The organism is Microcoleus sp. Pol7_A1 (genome assembly GCF_036701085.1).
Taxonomy (GTDB): Bacteria; Cyanobacteriota; Cyanobacteriia; order Cyanobacteriales; family Microcoleaceae; genus Microcoleus; species Microcoleus asticus.
This window is the reverse complement of the sequence record NZ_JAUBQD010000097.1, coordinates 1-16,059: the sequence shown is the minus strand read 5'-3', so window position 1 is coordinate 16,059 and position 16,059 is coordinate 1. Positions and strand designations below refer to the sequence as shown.

Annotated in this window: 15 protein-coding genes and 1 pseudogene; 9 read left to right on the top strand and 7 right to left on the bottom strand. The window is 45.5% G+C overall.

Annotation, left to right across the window (positions count from 1 at the left end; all coding sequences use genetic code 11):
- Positions 1-237: 237 nt before the first annotated feature.
- Positions 238-465, bottom strand: coding sequence for an exodeoxyribonuclease VII small subunit (xseB, locus tag QUA20_RS29835; RefSeq protein ID WP_172193258.1), 228 nt, complete (start codon positions 463-465; stop codon positions 238-240).
- The gene (xseA, locus tag QUA20_RS29830; protein ID WP_333193878.1) at positions 462-1,631 is read right to left on the bottom strand and encodes an exodeoxyribonuclease VII large subunit; all 1,170 of its coding nucleotides are present in this window, start codon (positions 1,629-1,631) and stop codon (positions 462-464) included. Before xseA ends, xseB begins: the two co-directional genes overlap by 4 nt.
- Before the next feature lie 235 nt (positions 1,632-1,866).
- Here xseA and QUA20_RS29825 point away from each other — a divergent pair, with 235 nt between their 5' ends.
- Positions 1,867-2,604, top strand: coding sequence for a hypothetical protein (locus tag QUA20_RS29825; protein ID WP_333193876.1), 738 nt, complete (start codon positions 1,867-1,869; stop codon positions 2,602-2,604).
- Between the two features lie 168 nt (positions 2,605-2,772).
- On the opposite strand, the gene gmk is transcribed toward QUA20_RS29825, so the two are convergent.
- From gmk to QUA20_RS29805, 4 genes are all read right to left on the bottom strand, one after another.
- Positions 2,773-3,336, bottom strand: coding sequence for a guanylate kinase (gmk, locus tag QUA20_RS29820; protein WP_333193875.1), 564 nt, complete (start codon positions 3,334-3,336; stop codon positions 2,773-2,775).
- Between the two features lie 78 nt (positions 3,337-3,414).
- Entirely contained in the window at positions 3,415-3,681 is a 267-nt protein-coding gene (remA, locus tag QUA20_RS29815; protein WP_293332561.1) for an extracellular matrix/biofilm regulator RemA, read from the bottom strand.
- A gap of 843 nt (positions 3,682-4,524) precedes the next feature.
- The gene (locus QUA20_RS29810) at positions 4,525-6,627 is read right to left on the bottom strand and encodes a M3 family metallopeptidase (RefSeq protein WP_333193870.1); all 2,103 of its coding nucleotides are present in this window, start codon (positions 6,625-6,627) and stop codon (positions 4,525-4,527) included.
- A gap of 158 nt (positions 6,628-6,785) precedes the next feature.
- Positions 6,786-7,658, bottom strand: a complete 873-nt coding sequence (locus QUA20_RS29805) for a hypothetical protein (RefSeq protein WP_333193869.1) — start codon at positions 7,656-7,658, stop codon at positions 6,786-6,788.
- 99 nt (positions 7,659-7,757) lie between these two features.
- On the opposite strand from QUA20_RS29805, the gene QUA20_RS29800 reads away from it, so the two are divergent.
- Entirely contained in the window at positions 7,758-7,925 is a 168-nt protein-coding gene (locus tag QUA20_RS29800; protein ID WP_333193867.1) for a hypothetical protein, read from the top strand.
- Between the two features lie 616 nt (positions 7,926-8,541).
- On the opposite strand, the gene QUA20_RS29795 is transcribed toward QUA20_RS29800, so the two are convergent.
- On the bottom strand, positions 8,542-8,769 hold the full coding sequence (locus QUA20_RS29795) for a hypothetical protein (RefSeq protein ID WP_333193865.1): 228 nt from the start codon (positions 8,767-8,769) through the stop codon (positions 8,542-8,544).
- A 188-nt stretch (positions 8,770-8,957) separates the two neighbouring features.
- Between QUA20_RS29795 and QUA20_RS29790 the strand changes: the two genes are divergently transcribed.
- The 7 genes and pseudogenes from QUA20_RS29790 to QUA20_RS29760 all read left to right on the top strand — a co-directional run bounded on the left by QUA20_RS29790 (position 8,958) and on the right by QUA20_RS29760 (position 16,007).
- Positions 8,958-9,275: a hypothetical protein gene (locus QUA20_RS29790; protein WP_333193863.1), complete on the top strand. Its 318-nt coding sequence runs from the start codon at positions 8,958-8,960 to the stop codon at positions 9,273-9,275.
- Between the two features lie 133 nt (positions 9,276-9,408).
- Entirely contained in the window at positions 9,409-11,328 is a 1,920-nt protein-coding gene (locus QUA20_RS29785; RefSeq protein ID WP_333193862.1) for a globin domain-containing protein, read from the top strand.
- Between the two features lie 141 nt (positions 11,329-11,469).
- Positions 11,470-11,598 carry a hypothetical protein gene (locus tag QUA20_RS29780; RefSeq protein WP_333193860.1) on the top strand — a complete coding sequence of 43 codons (129 nt, stop codon included), beginning with the start codon at positions 11,470-11,472 and terminating at the stop codon, positions 11,596-11,598.
- 114 nt (positions 11,599-11,712) lie between these two features.
- Positions 11,713-12,741: pseudogene (locus tag QUA20_RS29775) on the top strand (urea transporter); the annotation flags it as partial.
- Positions 12,715-13,350: an EF-hand domain-containing protein gene (locus QUA20_RS29770; protein ID WP_333193881.1), complete on the top strand. Its 636-nt coding sequence runs from the start codon at positions 12,715-12,717 to the stop codon at positions 13,348-13,350. The pseudogene QUA20_RS29775 and the gene QUA20_RS29770, both read left to right, overlap by 27 nt.
- 75 nt (positions 13,351-13,425) lie before the next feature.
- A complete protein-coding gene (locus tag QUA20_RS29765) occupies positions 13,426-14,412 on the top strand; it encodes a nucleoside hydrolase (protein ID WP_333193859.1) in 987 nt (328 codons plus the stop codon).
- 581 nt (positions 14,413-14,993) lie between these two features.
- On the top strand, positions 14,994-16,007 hold the full coding sequence (locus QUA20_RS29760) for a hypothetical protein (RefSeq protein WP_333193858.1): 1,014 nt from the start codon (positions 14,994-14,996) through the stop codon (positions 16,005-16,007).
- Positions 16,008-16,059: the final 52 nt, after the last annotated feature.

Here is a 16,059-nt window from a genome sequence, read left to right as displayed (position 1 = left end):
TTTAGTAATCTTGACGAACTCCGCATAAAAGTCCAGGAAATTTTGGCATCTTTCACCGAGCGTATCATTGGTTTTCTTACCGGATGGTCTTGGATTTTACATTCTTTATCTCTATCACATCTTTAAAAAAATGGTATCAGACACACATTCCGATAGGAAATTAATTCCCTGTCGGGCTTTCGGCAAAACGCGCTATTTTCTCTACATTTATCGGCCCTAATCCCCGTTCATCTGCGCTTAAAAATCGGGTTCCGCAGCTAAAAGCTCGATCGACAAATCCATCTGTTCCTTCCTCCGCGCCAAAAAACTTTCGCACTCCTGCCAACACTCCAAAGCTACCGCAAACTGCTCGAAAACCTCTTCTAGAGGCAACTCTCCCGATTCCACCCGATCGATAATCGCTTCAATTCGATCGACTGTTTCCTCATAATTCCAGTCAGACTGGCGCAACTGCGAATCAATCATAACTTTTCTTCTGCATCCAATACTTCTACAATCTTAACTTTCAGCACGCCCCGACTCAACCTCACAGTCAATTCTTCTCCCAATTCCAAACCGTCAGTTGTGCGGAGGATCGTACCGTCACTTTGCATTACCGCCGCATAACCCCTTTGCAAAACCGCTGCCGGATTCAGTGCGGATAACTTTTCTTGCAATACCTCCAGTTTACCAGTTACTTGCCGCAAAGTTCGGGATGTGGCAGGCAAGCGTTTTAATCGATTTTGTAACAGTTGCAAATGCTCTTCTTCTGTCTGAAATCTTGCCCGCACAGCGTTTGCTAAATTGACCATTCGCTGCTTGTGTTCTAAGTAAAGATCTGCCAAAATTGGTACAGCTTGAGCCGCCGCCGCAGTGGGAGTGTGGGCTCGTTTATCTGCTACTAAATCGGCGAGAGATTCGTCTCTTTCGTGCCCGATTCCTGTAATAATTGGAATCGGGCAATTCGCGATCGCCCTGACAACTCTCTCATCATTAAAACAAGCCAAATCTTCCGCAGAACCGCCGCCGCGCGCTAAAACGATCGCATCAGCCCTACCGTCCAATTCTACCCGAGCGATCGCCCTAGCAATGGCAGCAGCAGCCAATTCTCCCTGCACTCCTGTCGGCGACAGCAACACCCGCAAACCAGGATACCTTTGGGCTAGAGTCCGCTGAATGTCCCCCCAAGCAGCACCGGTATCGGATGTCACCACGGCGACAATTTGCGGGTGTGCGGGAATCGGGCGCTTTCTGGCGGGATCGAAGAAACCCTCAGCATCCAAGCGCGAGCGCAATTGCTGCAACCGCAAAGCCTGCAATCCTTCCCCAGCCGGTAGCGATTGCACAACAGTCAACTGGTACTCGCCGCGATTTTTGTAAACCCGGATGCTTCCCAAAACCAGCAACTGTTCTCCTTTTGCGGGCATTTGCACCAATTTTTGCCGCTGAGAATTCCACACCACGCAGCGAATGGCAGCGCTTTTGTCGGTGTCGCACAGAGTGAAAAAGCAGCCGCTGGGGTGGTGCGAAACGTTGGACACCTCGCCTGTCAGCCAAACTGATTGCAGGTTGCGATCGCCCTCCAACAAGTCTTGCAGGTAAGATGTTAGTCCGGCAACAGACAACGCTGTATCGGGAAGAATTGAAGTCATCCAATTTTAGATTTTAGATTTTAGATTTTAGATTTAGGCTACTATCAATACTTCGGACAGTGTGTGATTGCCAACCGTAAAATAAGGGTTTCAGGGCGATTGCGCAATCTAGTTCCTAACGGAAAATCAATGGTTTCAGACTAGGATATAAAAATAGTCCGGACTATTGTACTAGATCTAAGGTAATTTATTTGTATACCGATCGGCAGATCGTTAATTAACTGCAAACAAACTCATGATATCAGATACAACGACTTCGATGAATGTGCTGCGCCAAGAGGCTGCGGCGATCGGCATTACTGAGGCCGAAGCCAGAAAATATGGCGATCTCCGACATAAAAGAACTTGGTCTTTGGCGATCGAACATCATCTCTCAATGCAAGATTTTGCCGATCAAATAGAAACATCATTCACAACTTGCGAACCCGATTCCTCCAGCGCACTCAACCACTCTCAGACTTCGGAGTCGAAAGGCTATGGTATTCAGCTAACTGCGAACCTAGGCGAATCTAGAGTAACCAGGGACAACCAAACAGCATCTCTTCCTTCGTTTCAACAGCCAGCAGAAGAAATCGGGAGAGCGCAGGGCAATTCTGAGCACCGCAGCAACCAAAGCCGAGGTTTTAAACAAGTAGTTCAAAATCATATTAAAGCATTAACAATTGCATCCGGAACCCGCACAAATCCGCCCTATTCACAAGTGGGAAATTGGGTTTGTCCCGAGTGCGGGCCGGAGGGCGAAATTAGCTGTCACCTGTGCGAGGGTACTGGCAATGTAGACGATATTGCAGCTATTGGGTGGACGCTAGCTTATATGGAAATGTTGGGCTGTTCTGCTCGCGAAATCGAACCGCTCAGGAAATTTCCGCCTTCCTTAAATATTCTGGAATTGAATTTAAAAGTTTGTGTTGCTATCAAACAAAGTAGCGAAGTTTTAGCCCGGACTGAAAAATGGGTAATTGGTAATGGGTAATATCCAATTCGGTGACATCGCTCCGAATACCAAAGTGCGATCGTCCCACTCGCGAGGAAAAAATCTGCACATCGTCCAAGCGAAGGAAATTGCATTTAGGAAAATCATCAAATTCTATCTCTTTCTTCCCATCTCCCAAGTCGAAACTCAAAATTTTTCCCCATCCCCTCATTTTACGTCGCTAAGAAACAATATGGATTCCAGTTTTTTCAAAGCAACTTCTAAATCATCATTAACAACCTGAAAATCAAATTCCCCCGCAGCTTCAATTTCCTCTTTAGCCCGCAGCAACCGACGGGCGATCGCACTTTCGGAATCTTGACCCCGACTCCGCAAGCGCCGTTCCAACTCATCCCAAGAAGGAGGTAAAATAAAAATTCGCAGCGCCTCTGGAAAATTATTCCTAATTTGCCTCGCCCCTTCCAGCTCAAGTTCCAGGATTACCGATTTTCCCTCACCGATTCCTTGTTTGAGACCCAAATAAGGAGTACCGTAAAAATTACCGGCAAACTCGGCCGATTCGGCCAATTCTCCAGCCTCAACCATTTGTTCAAAGCGGCTGCGGCTGACAAAATAGTAATGCTTTCCCTCAATTTCTCCCTCACGGGGCGATCGAGTTGTCACCGATACCGAAAGATACAATTCGGGATGGCGATTGAGGAGCGATCGTACTAAGGTGCCTTTCCCCACACCGCTAGGCCCCGTCAGAACAATTAATTTACCGGATTTCATTTTGAGAATAGAAACGTGTAACAATTTAAGTTTCCGCTTACTTTAGACTGTAAACGCTTAAATTGCAACTGACCAACCTCAATCATCCCGACCTTGAGCGTCTTTGCCGATCGCAAAACGATTAGCAACCGTTTCCGGCTGAATCGCCGAGAGGATGACGTGACTCGAATCTGTAATAATTACCGCTCTCGTGCGGCGGCCGTAAGTTGCGTCAACCAGTTGTCCCCGCTCCCGCGCATCAGTAATAATCCGCTTAATTGGCGCTGACTCGGGACTGACAATGGCAATCACTCGATTAGCAGACACAATGTTACCAAAACCGATATTAATTAATTGAATATCCATGAAAATCTTAATCTGTAGGTGAACGATTGACTATCAATCCTTACTTTTTATCATATAATATACAAAGATTTTTTATGACAATCCTTAAATTAATCCCAACTAAGTGTTTTAGTTTATACCTAATTTTTTGACCCTATTGACGCCGATTACCATGTTCTTTATCAAAAATTTAAAAAAGACTCGCTGTTGCCGCTCTATCTTAAAGATTCGGTAAAACCGTCGATTTTTAGTTGCTAATAAAAGCATTAGCTGTATCGAGAAAACAACCCTTAAATATTGCGAAATATAAAGTTAATTGCAGGGAGAGGGAAAGTTAAGTATAATCAGCGCTCAATGACAGCAAATATTTGCAAATGCGGGTTTGATGAGCCTTCAACCTAAACAAAAATCTGCTGGAGATCGCACTTTCTGCCCGATTTTTCACCGCAATATTGGGGATGATGTGCCAAACTACAGATGTTTATTGCATGATGTTCTACAATAAAATGGGTTTGTAGTGAAAATTTTAGTCCTATTAATACCAATAAAAAAAGTGTGGCTCCAATTATCAATTTTATAATAATAAAACTTACGCAAAAATAACAATAAAACTTACGCAAAAAGTTTTACGCATGAATTATAGCGTGTTCCAGGTTTATGAATTGTAGGGACACGGCAATGCCGTGTCCTACGGGGAACGAACGATCTGTTGTGTGCTTAATAAACCTGGAATCTGAATAGCGGTAAGACTTCATCCACACCGCAGCCTACACATACAGAATATGCCTAAATCTTGTTCAACAAAAAACAGGGATTAATGCAGATAAATTCACCCGCATTAATCCCTAATTATTCCACACTTAATTAAGCCGCAACTAAACCGCTGTGCCTCAACAAAGCTTTAGTGCTCGGTTCGCGTCCCCGGAAAGTTTTAAACACTTCCATCGGGTGCAAACTGCCGCCCAATCCTAACACTGTATCTCGGAAGCGCTTGCCTGTAGATGCGATCGCACTTTCATCTTCCAAACCCGCTTCCTCAAACGCCGCAAAAGCATCAGCGCTAAGGACTTCCGCCCATTTATAACTGTAATACCCCGCCGCATAGCCGCCCGCAAAAATGTGTCCGAAAGCGCACAAAAATGCGTCTTCTTCCAGAGGAGGCAAAACAGTCGTAGTTTTAGCGATGCGGTTGCGGACATCGGCCACTGTTTCGCTGCCGCCCGATCGGTAGCGGTGGTGCAATTCGATGTCAACGCTGCTAAAATGTACTTGCCTGAGCATGGCGGTGCCGCTCATGTAGTGGCGCGCTGCTAGCAGTTTTTGGTAATAGTGTTCCGGCAAAGTTTCCCCGGTTTCGTAATGCTTTGCCATCCCGAACAAAGTCGCGCGGTCGTAACACCAATTTTCCATAAATTGACTGGGCAATTCCACCGCATCCCACTCAACATTATTGATGCCCGAAGCCCCCGGATAGTCTACCGTTGTCAGCATATGCTGCAAACCGTGACCGAATTCGTGAAACAAAGTTTCGACTTCCAAAAAAGTCATTAAACTCGGTTTGCCGTCAACCGGAGGACTTTGGTTGCACACCAAATAAGCCACCGGCAACCGCGTGGTTGTCTTGGACGCTTCCACAAATTTAGCGCGCACCACGCACTCGTCCATCCAAGCACCGCCGCGCTTTTCCTCGGGGCGGCTGTAGGGGTCTAAATAGAAATTGGCGATCCTATTTCCTGCTTCGTCATCTATTTGGAAATAGCGCACATCTTTGTGCCACACAGGAGTTTGACCGTCCGCCGCAGTTACTGTCACGCCGAACAGCCGCTTGACTAATCCAAATAACCCCTCTAATACCTGCGGCAAAGCAAAGTAAGGGCGCAATTCTTCGGCACTAAAAGCAAACTTTTCTTCCCGCCGCCTTTCCGACCAAAAACCGATATCCCAGTGCTTTAAATCCTTAGCTTCCGGCGCGCCTTTTTCGGCAGCAAAATCTTTCAATTCTTCTAAATCTTTGACAGCAGCACTGTAACTAGCTAAGCGCAATTCTTCTAACAAAGCTTCCACTGCTGCAACGTCGGGAGCCATTTTGCTCGCCAAGCTCAATTCGGCATAACTGCTAAACCCGAGCAAAGCAGCTTTTTCCTGGCGCAAAGCTAAAATTCGATCGGTCAACGGCCAGTTATTCAATTCTCCGCTACTGGCTCTGCTGATAAAAGCTTTGTACAACTTTTCGCGCAAGTCGCGGCGGGTGCTGTGCTGCATGAAAGGGCCGTAACTCGGAAAGTCTAAAGTAATCCGCCAAGGGCCGTTTTCGGCATCCGCATTTTCTTCGCCCGCGCTGCGAGCGGCTTGAGCTGCTAAACTCAACAAACTCGGCGGCAAACCGTCAATTTCGTCTTTGTTTGTGAGGGTGATGCTGAATGCTTTGGTAGCGTCGAGGACGTGATTGGAAAATTGGGTAGTAATTTCGGCCAATTCTAATTGAATGGCATTAAAACGCTCTTTTTGATCGCCTTCTAAACCGACGCCGGAGAGTTGGGCGTCTCGGAGAGCGGCTTCGACAATTCGCTTTTGAGCTGACTCTAAGCTGTCCCAATTTTCGCTAGCCCGCAGCGCTTTAAAAGCTTCATAAAGCGGTTTGCTTTGACTGAGCTTGCTCCAAAATTTTACTACTTCCGGCTGCACTGTTTCGTGAGCCGATCGCAGTTCCGGGCTATTTTTCACCCCCATCAAATGTCCGACAATGCTCCAGCTCCAATTTAAACGCTCTCCGAGCCGCTGCAAGGGTTCTACTAAACCGCTCCAAGTCGGCTCTACAGACGATTCTAAGGCAGCTAGCGAGGCTTCTAGTTCGGTCAGCAGTTGGGTAACAGCGGGGACTACCTGCTCTGGTTCGATCGCGTCAAATGGAGGCAATCCTTGACCGATTAGTAACGGGTTATCAGCAAGAGTGACAGTTGCAGTCATAGAATTTTGTTGTAGCAAGTTGAAAACAGGTGAACTACGCAGATTAGCTTTTCATTTTGTAACACATTTGTCGAAAAAGTTGGGATCTATTCGCGGTAGAGTCGGAGAGTCGGAGAGTGACAAAATCTTCCTAATGACTAATGACTAATGACTAATAACTACTGACTATTCTGCTGCAACTCCTTGACAACCGAGATTAAGCGCTTGAGGTGAGGTTTAACAACTTCTTGCTGCTCGTGTTCCAAACGGTGGATTTGAGCTTGGACGATTGACAAATCACCAGTCGATTGGTGCGCGGGAGCTTGCAGTTGGCTTTGCAGATTTGCCATGACTTTCTGGATTTCCAAAAATCGAGTATTTACTACTTCCCAGTCGTCTCGGGTGATAGAAGTTTCTGCCAAGCCTTGCGTGGCGCTTTGCAGTTGCTCTATAGCCTGTTCCACAGCTTGGAGATTCGCCGATTGGTCAACCGATAAATCTTGCAGTTGTGCGCTCACCTGCTGGCGGACATCGAGCACAGCAGACGCCACGATTTCTTGCAAAGAAGCTACCGACTCTCCTAAACTCAGCAACTGCCGCTGGATGTCGATCGACTCCTCAAAGCCTTCTGCCCTAGGCAGTGCAGCCATTTGCTGGCGCAGGGCTGCAATATCTGCTGACAACTGCTTGCGCAATTTAACAATTACCGTCACCGCTGTTTTTTCGACCTTATTTACAGACTTTTGCACTTGAGCCATTTCCGAATTTTGATGCACCCGCACTTGCTGCTCGAACCGATACCTGTTAGCAACATTCAGGGACAAAGCCAAAGTTAGGGGAGCCACCCCGTAAAAAGCTTGACCCGACACAGCCACCGCCAGGGAACCCACACCAGAGGCCGCCAGAGAGGCGTACTCTGCCAGCTCCAGCCAGTGCCTTTGAGGAAAACTTTGCCTCAACTGGTTTCCAACATAGGGGTTTGGCTTCCGCACGGCTCTTTGAGTCATAGTATTTTCTCGTTGTTGGTAAGGTTGCGAGACTGGGTGGAGCATCTATTTCTATCCTTTTTTCAGTTATATGTTTTAGATTATTTCCTGAAACTCTTCTATTTTTACCTTTGTCAGTAAGCAAAGGATGACTGACATCTGATTGTGTATTTGGGAGCAGACGGCGATCGCGCCCAATTCCGGCTGTTAAAAGGTTCGCCCCAACGCGCCCTCTATTTTACAGGAGTTAGGGTCATCGGGTTCGGGCGATCGACAATAGCTGCCCAGGCTAACCGAACAATGCCTAAGACTATTTTAGATTTTAGATTTTAGATTTTAGATTAAAAGTTAAAAAAATGCGACCTACTGAGGGCGATCGGGGTTTGGATCTTGTCTGGAGTTGCATTTTTGTGCGCGCATTGGTATAATTTACTGTTTCTCAATTGCCCGGATAAAATTTACTGCAAAAATTGACCGATGAACTCAGAAAAATCAGGAATTGCCGATCGGCTAAAGTCTATTTTCACTATCGCCATCTTTATCATTCTCGTACTCGCAGTAGGCTTTTTAAGCGTTAATTTTATTTCAGCTCTCTATGCCAAATTTTATTAAAATTAGTCCTGGACGCATCGGGTTCAGAAACCATTTTTTTTGATGATAATAGTTCGTCGCAGCCCGCAGACTCGGTAAAAAACCCGGTTTCTAGGAGTCGGATTGCGTAATAGCAAGTCGGACAAGGCAATGCCGTTGCCCCACTTCAAAACAGGCGATCGCCAGAGACGTAACTATCACCCAATTATGTTGTAGGAAAAGGGCACTGCCGTGTCCTGACCGTGGATAATTTATCATAATTTCAACTATCAAGATTGTGGTCTGGGTCTAGCCAGACAATATAAAAAACATTTTCACTAAAAAAGCCATGCACCCTGCCGCATTCATTAGCAGATATTTAAAACTGGTACGGAACATTTACTAGCTCGTCTTCATTGGGAATCCGAAAGCCATTAGGTTCAGTAATATTTTTCCAAACTATACCATAACATCGCAAACTTTTACTCTGATTATTGATAACTTCTGGAGCGTTCAATTGTGATGACAAATCGCGCAGCCTTCTCAATAGAGATGCTAGATACTTAGCATCTCTCCCGCCAAGGGAAATTCTAGGTCTAGAAGACAAAAATTTAATTTTGAGGTAATATAAATTGTTAGGACTGACGCACAGACTATACTTGTAATATGCGTCACAACCGCTTTAATACTATAGATAGTATAATAAAATGAAAGCAGCGTAAGTTCTGTTGCTTTCATTGAGCGAAAAAAATTATTTACGAGAGTACCTTAAAACTAGGAAGAGGAAAATATCCAATGAAGTTAGACAAGTTTGTACTAGCACAAAATATGGCCTTTCTAATAGCCATTCCACCAGAAAGTAATTTGGCCAAATTGCTCTCCTTTTGCTTGGCAACAAAGGCTAGAAAAAAGACGACCGGAACAGACATCTTAAAAATAACCTGTGACCTAATGGAAAACCCATCTAATTTGCCCTATTGGACTCAAGATGTGATGGGACTCGATTTAGATTACACCAGTGAAGAGTGGAAAGCTTTAGGAGAAATGGGCATCAACGATGCAGAGGAGTTTATGACTACCCTGTGGCAAGAGTTGGAAAATTTGAGTTTGTAATATCTCGCCTTGGCGTCAGCCAAGAAACTCTCAGGTTCCAAACACTCTATCAAAAGCATTCATCACAGCCGGATAGTTAAAAAATCCTGTCTTTAGACAAGGGATCGTCAACTTGCAAGAGAAAAACAAAAATATGTCTTTAAATGTTGAACTTTTAGAGCAAAGTTTCGAGAAAATAAAACCTCGTGCTGATGAATTTGCCGCTAGCTTCTACGAAAAATTGTTTACATTTCACCCCGAGTTGAAACCGCTGTTTGCCAAAACTGATATGGAAAAGCAACAGAAAAAGCTCATAAGTGCTCTGGTTTTAGTAGTAGAAAATCTCCGTTCTCCAGAGGCTTTAGGGCCAGTTCTCAACGCACTAGGAGGCAGACACATCGGTTATGGAGTAATTCCCAAATATTACGGTCCAGTTGGAAACGCACTACTAAGTGCTTTTGAGCAGTCTCTCCAGCAAGATTGGACTCCCGAAGTAAAGCTGGCGTGGACAGATGCCTACAGAGCAATTACTGCTTTGATGTTAAAAGGCGCCGGTGTAGAAACTACACGTGAAGAAGTCCAATTAAAAGCACAGATAATTCCCGAGGAACAGGTGACTATAGCAGCTAATCACCCACTAGAATCAGTTCCCGAAAAAGAGCCAGAATTAGCCGTAGATATACTGGAAAGCAGTTTCGAGAGAATCAAACCTCGTGCTGATGAATTTGCCGCTAGCTTCTACGAAAACCTCTTCATCGCTCACCCAGAATTTAAACCGCTTTTTGCCAATGTCGCTATTGAGAAACAACAGAAAAAGCTCATAAATGCTTTGGTATTGGTAGTAGAAAATCTCCGCTCTCCCGAGGCTTTAGGGCCAGTTCTCAATGCCTTAGGAGGCAGACACATCGGCTATGGGGTAATTCCCAAATATTACGGTCCAGTTGGAGACGCACTGCTGATGGCTTTTGAGCAGTCTCTCCAGCAAGATTGGACTCCAGAAGTAAAGCTGGCGTGGACAGATGCCTACAGAGCAATTACAGGTTTGATGTTAAAAGGCGCAGTTGTAGTTTCTACACCAAAGGTTGTCCCACATGAAAAAGATGTCACCCACAATCAGCCAAAAGAATCAAAGACACAATTACTCAACGAATCTAAGCCGATCGCACCACAAACCGAGGAACAGAAAAAGCCTTTAGTACCCATTCAGTTGGATAGTGAAATTATCCAAAAAATGCTCTCGAAAATAACTGATAGTTATCAGCAATTTCAGGGTCAATCATTCGTTAAGCGATCGGGTGAATTTATCAAAGGAATTTTAGGAAAATTCATTAATAATTTTTGGACACAACCCGCCTGGTTAGTGGCTAGCGTTTCAGCGGTTCTGTTCATCATAATTTATGTGGTGGCGGAGGAGAATTCTCTGCTGGCAGAGATTTTGGAGAGTGCTGATGCTCTCAGTCTTGTCGTTGCTTTAGTTTTATTCATTAAGGAAGCTCCCGATCGCCGGAAGCAATTTCACTACCAAGCTTGGAGTACGATCGATGCAGCAAACGGCGTAAAAGTTAGCTATGCAAGAATTCTGGCACTTCAAGATTTGAATGAAGATGGTGTTTCTCTCAGAGGATTGGATTCTCCTGATGCAGAGTTAATAGCTATTAATCTCTCTGGGGCCAATCTGAGTGCAGCCAATTTGAGTAATACCGATCTCAGTAATGCAAATTTGAGCCATGCCAACCTCGATAATGCTAACCTCAGTCAAGCTAAACTTGCGGGTGCTAATCTCAGCCATGCCAAGCTAGGTTTTGCTCACTTAAGTCAGGTTAATCTCAGTAATGCCAACCTCAGTGAGGCTAATTTAATTTGTGCGGACTTGAGCAATGCAAATATGAGCGGCGTCAATTTGAAAAATGCTAGTTTGAGTGGTGCTAATTTGAAGAGTGCCTACCTAAGTGGTGCCAATCTCAAAGGTGCTAAAGTTAGCATTTCAGACCTGAGTGGTGCTTTGCTTGAAGGCGCTATTATGCCTGATGGCTCGAAGTATAAGTCTCGGGAAGATCTGGTCAAAAATCAATAAATTGATGCCAGTTTTTTGATGACTTTGAGGTCTGCTTTTCTACTAAAAGGGTGACGATATCTTTAGTAGAAAAGCTTTGGCTTACTGAAATGCGATCGCTACTAATGGTGAGAGATTACTATTTAATTTCTGAGACATACAATGTCGGAGCAAGAAGTTGTTGCCTTGCTCAATGAACTGGTAACAGGCTTTGATGAAATGACAGAAAAATACGGAAAGTTTGCGATCGCTGCCCGTGCTATGGTTGAGTTTATATTGCATTATCTGTAATTGAGGTAAAGTTGGGAAAATCCAAAGATTACGCCTTAAACCGCTGCATTTAGGCGGAAAACCCCCTTAATTTATTTCCTCAAAACTGACAAACCAATAAGCAACGCTCATTCTATGGCTACAACAAACGACGAGCCATTACCCTTACACGAACTGATTTCGCGGATTTTAGCACCGGAACCCTCATTTCAGAAGCCGAAGGGACTTCTATCGGGGCTGGGTACAATGCAAGCCCTCAATCAGAGCCTCGCAAATCAACCCCTGCTCGATTTCATCAACGCCACTTTGCGGGGAATTAGTCAGGTCATTTTTGTCAACAACCCTTTAAGTGGATTGCTAATCCTCGCTGCTATGTTCATTCAGTCTCCCTGGCTGGGGAGCATGAGCTTAGTCGGGACTGCCAGCGCAACGCTAATGGCGATCGCCCTCAAAGCCAATCCAGGCGCCATCCAGAATGGGATCTTCGGGTAGAATGGAATGCTCGTTGGTGCCGCGATGGCGTTCTTTGGGGCGTTTGGCAATGGTGGAGCCTGGAATCCTGTCTGGGCGATCGCCATCATTATCCTGTCTGCTCTCGCAGCGGTGGCGATGGAGACGGTAGGGACGTGGTTTGCCACCCGGTTTCGAGTTGCTCCACTGGGCATCCCATTTAATGGGGTGATGCTGACTTTTCTAGTCCTGCTGGCATTTGTGTCCCAACCCTTCTTCGATCTGGGGCCGCCGCCACCCCCTTTTCCAGCGGGTGCAATTGACGGATTTCGCTTGGTACAATCATTGCCGATGGGTCTGGGGCAGATCTTTTTCTCAGACAAGCTTGTTTCAGTTTTGCTAGTCGTCCTAGGCATTGCCATCTGTACCCCGATTGGGGCAGTCGTGGGATTGCTGGGTTGCGCCATGTACCTGCTAGCCGGTTTGCTGCTGGGAGCCAAGCCGGATGAACTGTATACGGGTTTGTGGGGCTACAATGCAGCTCTCACCGCGACGGCAATTGGGGGAGTGTTTTACACGCCAAACCGTCTCAGCATTTCGATTGGTCTGATCTGTGGTTTCTTGGCATCGATCGCCAGCATTCTCTTAGCACCCCTGTTCTCGCTGCTGAAGCTACCGGTTCTGTCCGTGCCTTTTTCCCTTGTGGCGATTGGGTGCTGTCTGATTTTGCAGCGATCGCTGCCTTCACTCGTACCTGTGGTTCTGCATACAGTGGCGAGTCCAGAGGAACATCGACAGCGGTTCCGTGCAGCCAAGGAAACTATTGCTAGCTTCCGGCAACAACTTAGAGCCGCACTTCAGGGGCAGCAACGCAATATCTTGTTTGAGCAGGCAACTCCTGCGATTAAAGGCGATTTGCGCTACATCTTCGATGCAATCGATCGCGATCGCAGTGGGTTTCTCTCAACCCAGGAGCTTGCAACTCACTTGCATCAGGCAGGAAAAGTCCTCTCTGAGGGTGAACTTACCTATCTGTTCAACTGCATGGATAGAGATGGCAGTGGTGCGATCGACTTTGAGGAATTTGGCGAATTAATGTTGCGCCATCAACGGTTGATGTCGAGATATACAGAATTTGTCACCTATTTCCTACCGATTGATGTTGATGCAGATGATACCATCAGTATGCAGGAGATGAATACGGCACTAGCCAGTTTGAAAGAGCCACCTCTGTCTAAGGATGAAATCACATTTTTGCAAGAGCAAACAGGAGGACAGGCGTTGACTTGGAATCGGTTTATTGAGGTGCTGCTGCTGACTTGAAGCGCGATCGCTGCCTTGATACTAATCCCGATCGGACTTTTATACAATCATCCCTTACTTGAGGGACCTTATCCTATGACAACTCAACTCACTCGTCCCAGAATCATTCTCGACACCGATCCGGGCGGAGACGATATTTATGCTTTCCTTTGGCTTCTGGGCTTAGTCAAACAAGGACTCGCTGAACTTGTGGCCGTTACTTCCGCAGATGGCAATGTCGCTGCTAAACGCACCTTTTCTTGTGCGTCGCAGATTTTAAATTTAGCAGGGTTCCCAGAGATTAAAGTGGGTCGCGGTGTCCCCATCAAACAAGTTGTGGAAGATGCCGGACATATTCATGGGGCGGATGGGATGGGGAATCTGTCTCATACTTTACCCGCAGCTACCCATAATTTTGAGGATGCTCGCTACTCCGACGAAATCATCATCGACGAGCTAAACGCAGATCCAGGGGAGATTACCATTGTAGCGATCGGTCCGGTGACAAACCTCGCTGCGGCGGAAACGAAAAGTCCTGGCATCCTCAAAAAAGCCAAGGAAATTGTCATCATGGGAGGTGCTTTTTTCTGTTCCGGTAATGTGACTCCCCATGCCGAATTCAATATTTGGTTTAATGCTGAAGCTGCTCAGACAGTATTTGACAGCCGAGATGATATTGTCGTGATGCCGTTGGACGTTACCAGACACTTAATTTTCACGCGAGATATGACTCAGGCAGTTACTCAGGCGAATCCAGAGAGTAAACTTTCCCAATTCTTGATAGCTCTTTGTGAGTTCATGATTGGCACAGCCTTGAGTTATCGAGAAACAGCAGGAATTCCAGGTTTTCTTGTCCATGATGCAGCAACCTTGGGATACCTGTTTTATCCAGAAACTTTGATGTTGAAAAGGGCAAAAGTCCGAGTTGAAACAAAAGGAGAGTTGACACTGGGACAAACGTCGATCGATAGTCGTCCTGCACCGAAAACAGGAGCCAATGCCTGGGTAGCGTTGCAGGTTGATGAGAGCAAATTTTTCACCAGTTTCGTTGAAGATTTGAAGCAGCTATTCACAACCGCCTAGCTTTGGTGAAGGCAAGATACCCAACTTTTCTAAGAAGCCGGGTATCTGAACTGCATAGGCAAAATTAAACGTATTAGTTTCACTAAGGTAAAAAATAATGACGACCACAGAGCGGTTTGAAAAGTTTCACGAGCTTACCTTCCAATGATATGCTTCGAGCTGTGTCAGTTCTGAGTTAATCAATTGGCATAAAAAGACCTATTTGCCTCAGATAGTATTTTTGAATGGGGACACGCAAAGCCTTTATAAAAAGTCCTCAATGATGTCTCATTATAGAAATAAAGTAAATAATATCATGAAAAATCCTATGCAATTACTGAATCAATTAAGTATCAAGACAAAACTCACAGTCATGTTGCTGGTAGTCAGCTTTTGTGCTATGCTTTCAACTACATTTATATGGTCTAGTGGGTAAATTTCTTCTGACCGAAAAAGTCTTCAACCAATTAACCAACCTTCGGGCGGCCAAGACTTATCAAATCCAAGATTATTTTGAAACACTTAACAACCATAGCCAGACTGTCAGAGAAGACCGGACAGCCACCGCTTTCGTGAACGTCAAAACGCGATTCCCTAGTTAAATGCACATCGCTAGAAGCAGTCCTACTCGCAAGCTGCTGATCTCTGTACTTTTCGTTGCCCTGCTCGCTCTCTTGACTCAGTTGGGTAGTGGGGTCAGAGTTTCGGCTCAGCCTCAAACAAAGTCTGATACATTCAAGCCACTGTCTGATATTCCTGCTCAATCACAACAGGTTGAGACAGGAATCTTTGTAATGAACCTCTACGATCTTGATATCTCCAGCAATACTTGCTCCCTGGACTTTTATGTTTGGTTTAAGTGGAAGGGTAACCTAGACCCAACTGCCAACCTGGAGTATTTCAACGGAGTTAGCGACTCAGACACGACTTCAGTCCCCTCATATAAAAAGCCCGAAAAACTACCAGACGGTCGTTTCTTTCAAGCTGTGAGAGTTGAAGGTCGCTTTGTCCAACCGTTTGCTTTGGCAAAGTATCCGCTAGATCAGCAGAATCTAACGATTTCGCTAGAAGATTCAGTTTCTACTGTTGACCAAATGGTTTACGTAGCAGACAACAAGCAGTCGGGTTACTCAAGTAAGATATCAATTCCGGGCTGGGAAATTCAAGCTGCTGATGTGTCGAGTCTAGTTCATGAGTACACGACTAATTTTGGCGATCCAAGATTGGGAGATATAACTCAGTATTCGATTCTACAATATTCCCTGACTGTCTCTCGACCCGTTAGTTTCTTCGTTTGGAAACTGCTGTTACCTCTGGTGATTGTTGTCGCTGCCAGTTGGGGAGCATTGCTGCTCAAGCCACAATATGTTGATTCCCGCATTGCCCTATCCGTGACTGCACTCCTAACTACTGTATTTTTACAGCAGTCCTACTCTTCAACACTGCCGAATATTGGCTATCTAGTTTTGTTAGATAAGATATATGCCCTGGCGTACCTACTGATTACTATTTCGATTTTGGAAGCGATCGTAACCGCTGACTGGATTAAGGATGAGACACCAGAAAACTATGCGCGAGTTGTTCGACTAGATGGGAGCGTGTCACTTTTGCGATGAGTATTTATACTCAAACATTTCTTCGCTTACCAATTAAGCCATTTAAGTAAGC

Excerpts from the sequence above, each read along its gene's own strand:
- xseB (WP_172193258.1), bottom strand. The coding sequence starts at position 465 with ATGATTGATTCGCAGTTGCGCCAGTCTGACTGGAATTATGAGGAAACA.
- xseA (WP_333193878.1), bottom strand. The coding sequence starts at position 1,631 with ATGACTTCAATTCTTCCCGATACAGCGTTGTCTGTTGCCGGACTAACA.
- QUA20_RS29825 (WP_333193876.1), top strand. The coding sequence starts at position 1,867 with ATGATATCAGATACAACGACTTCGATGAATGTGCTGCGCCAAGAGGCT.
- gmk (WP_333193875.1), bottom strand. The coding sequence starts at position 3,336 with ATGAAATCCGGTAAATTAATTGTTCTGACGGGGCCTAGCGGTGTGGGG.
- remA (WP_293332561.1), bottom strand. The coding sequence starts at position 3,681 with ATGGATATTCAATTAATTAATATCGGTTTTGGTAACATTGTGTCTGCT.
- QUA20_RS29810 (WP_333193870.1), bottom strand. The coding sequence starts at position 6,627 with ATGACTGCAACTGTCACTCTTGCTGATAACCCGTTACTAATCGGTCAA.
- QUA20_RS29805 (WP_333193869.1), bottom strand. The coding sequence starts at position 7,658 with ATGCTCCACCCAGTCTCGCAACCTTACCAACAACGAGAAAATACTATG.
- QUA20_RS29790 (WP_333193863.1), top strand. The coding sequence starts at position 8,958 with ATGAAGTTAGACAAGTTTGTACTAGCACAAAATATGGCCTTTCTAATA.
- QUA20_RS29785 (WP_333193862.1), top strand. The coding sequence starts at position 9,409 with ATGTCTTTAAATGTTGAACTTTTAGAGCAAAGTTTCGAGAAAATAAAA.
- QUA20_RS29780 (WP_333193860.1), top strand. The coding sequence starts at position 11,470 with ATGTCGGAGCAAGAAGTTGTTGCCTTGCTCAATGAACTGGTAACAGGC.
- QUA20_RS29765 (WP_333193859.1), top strand. The coding sequence starts at position 13,426 with ATGACAACTCAACTCACTCGTCCCAGAATCATTCTCGACACCGATCCG.
- QUA20_RS29760 (WP_333193858.1), top strand. The coding sequence starts at position 14,994 with ATGCACATCGCTAGAAGCAGTCCTACTCGCAAGCTGCTGATCTCTGTA.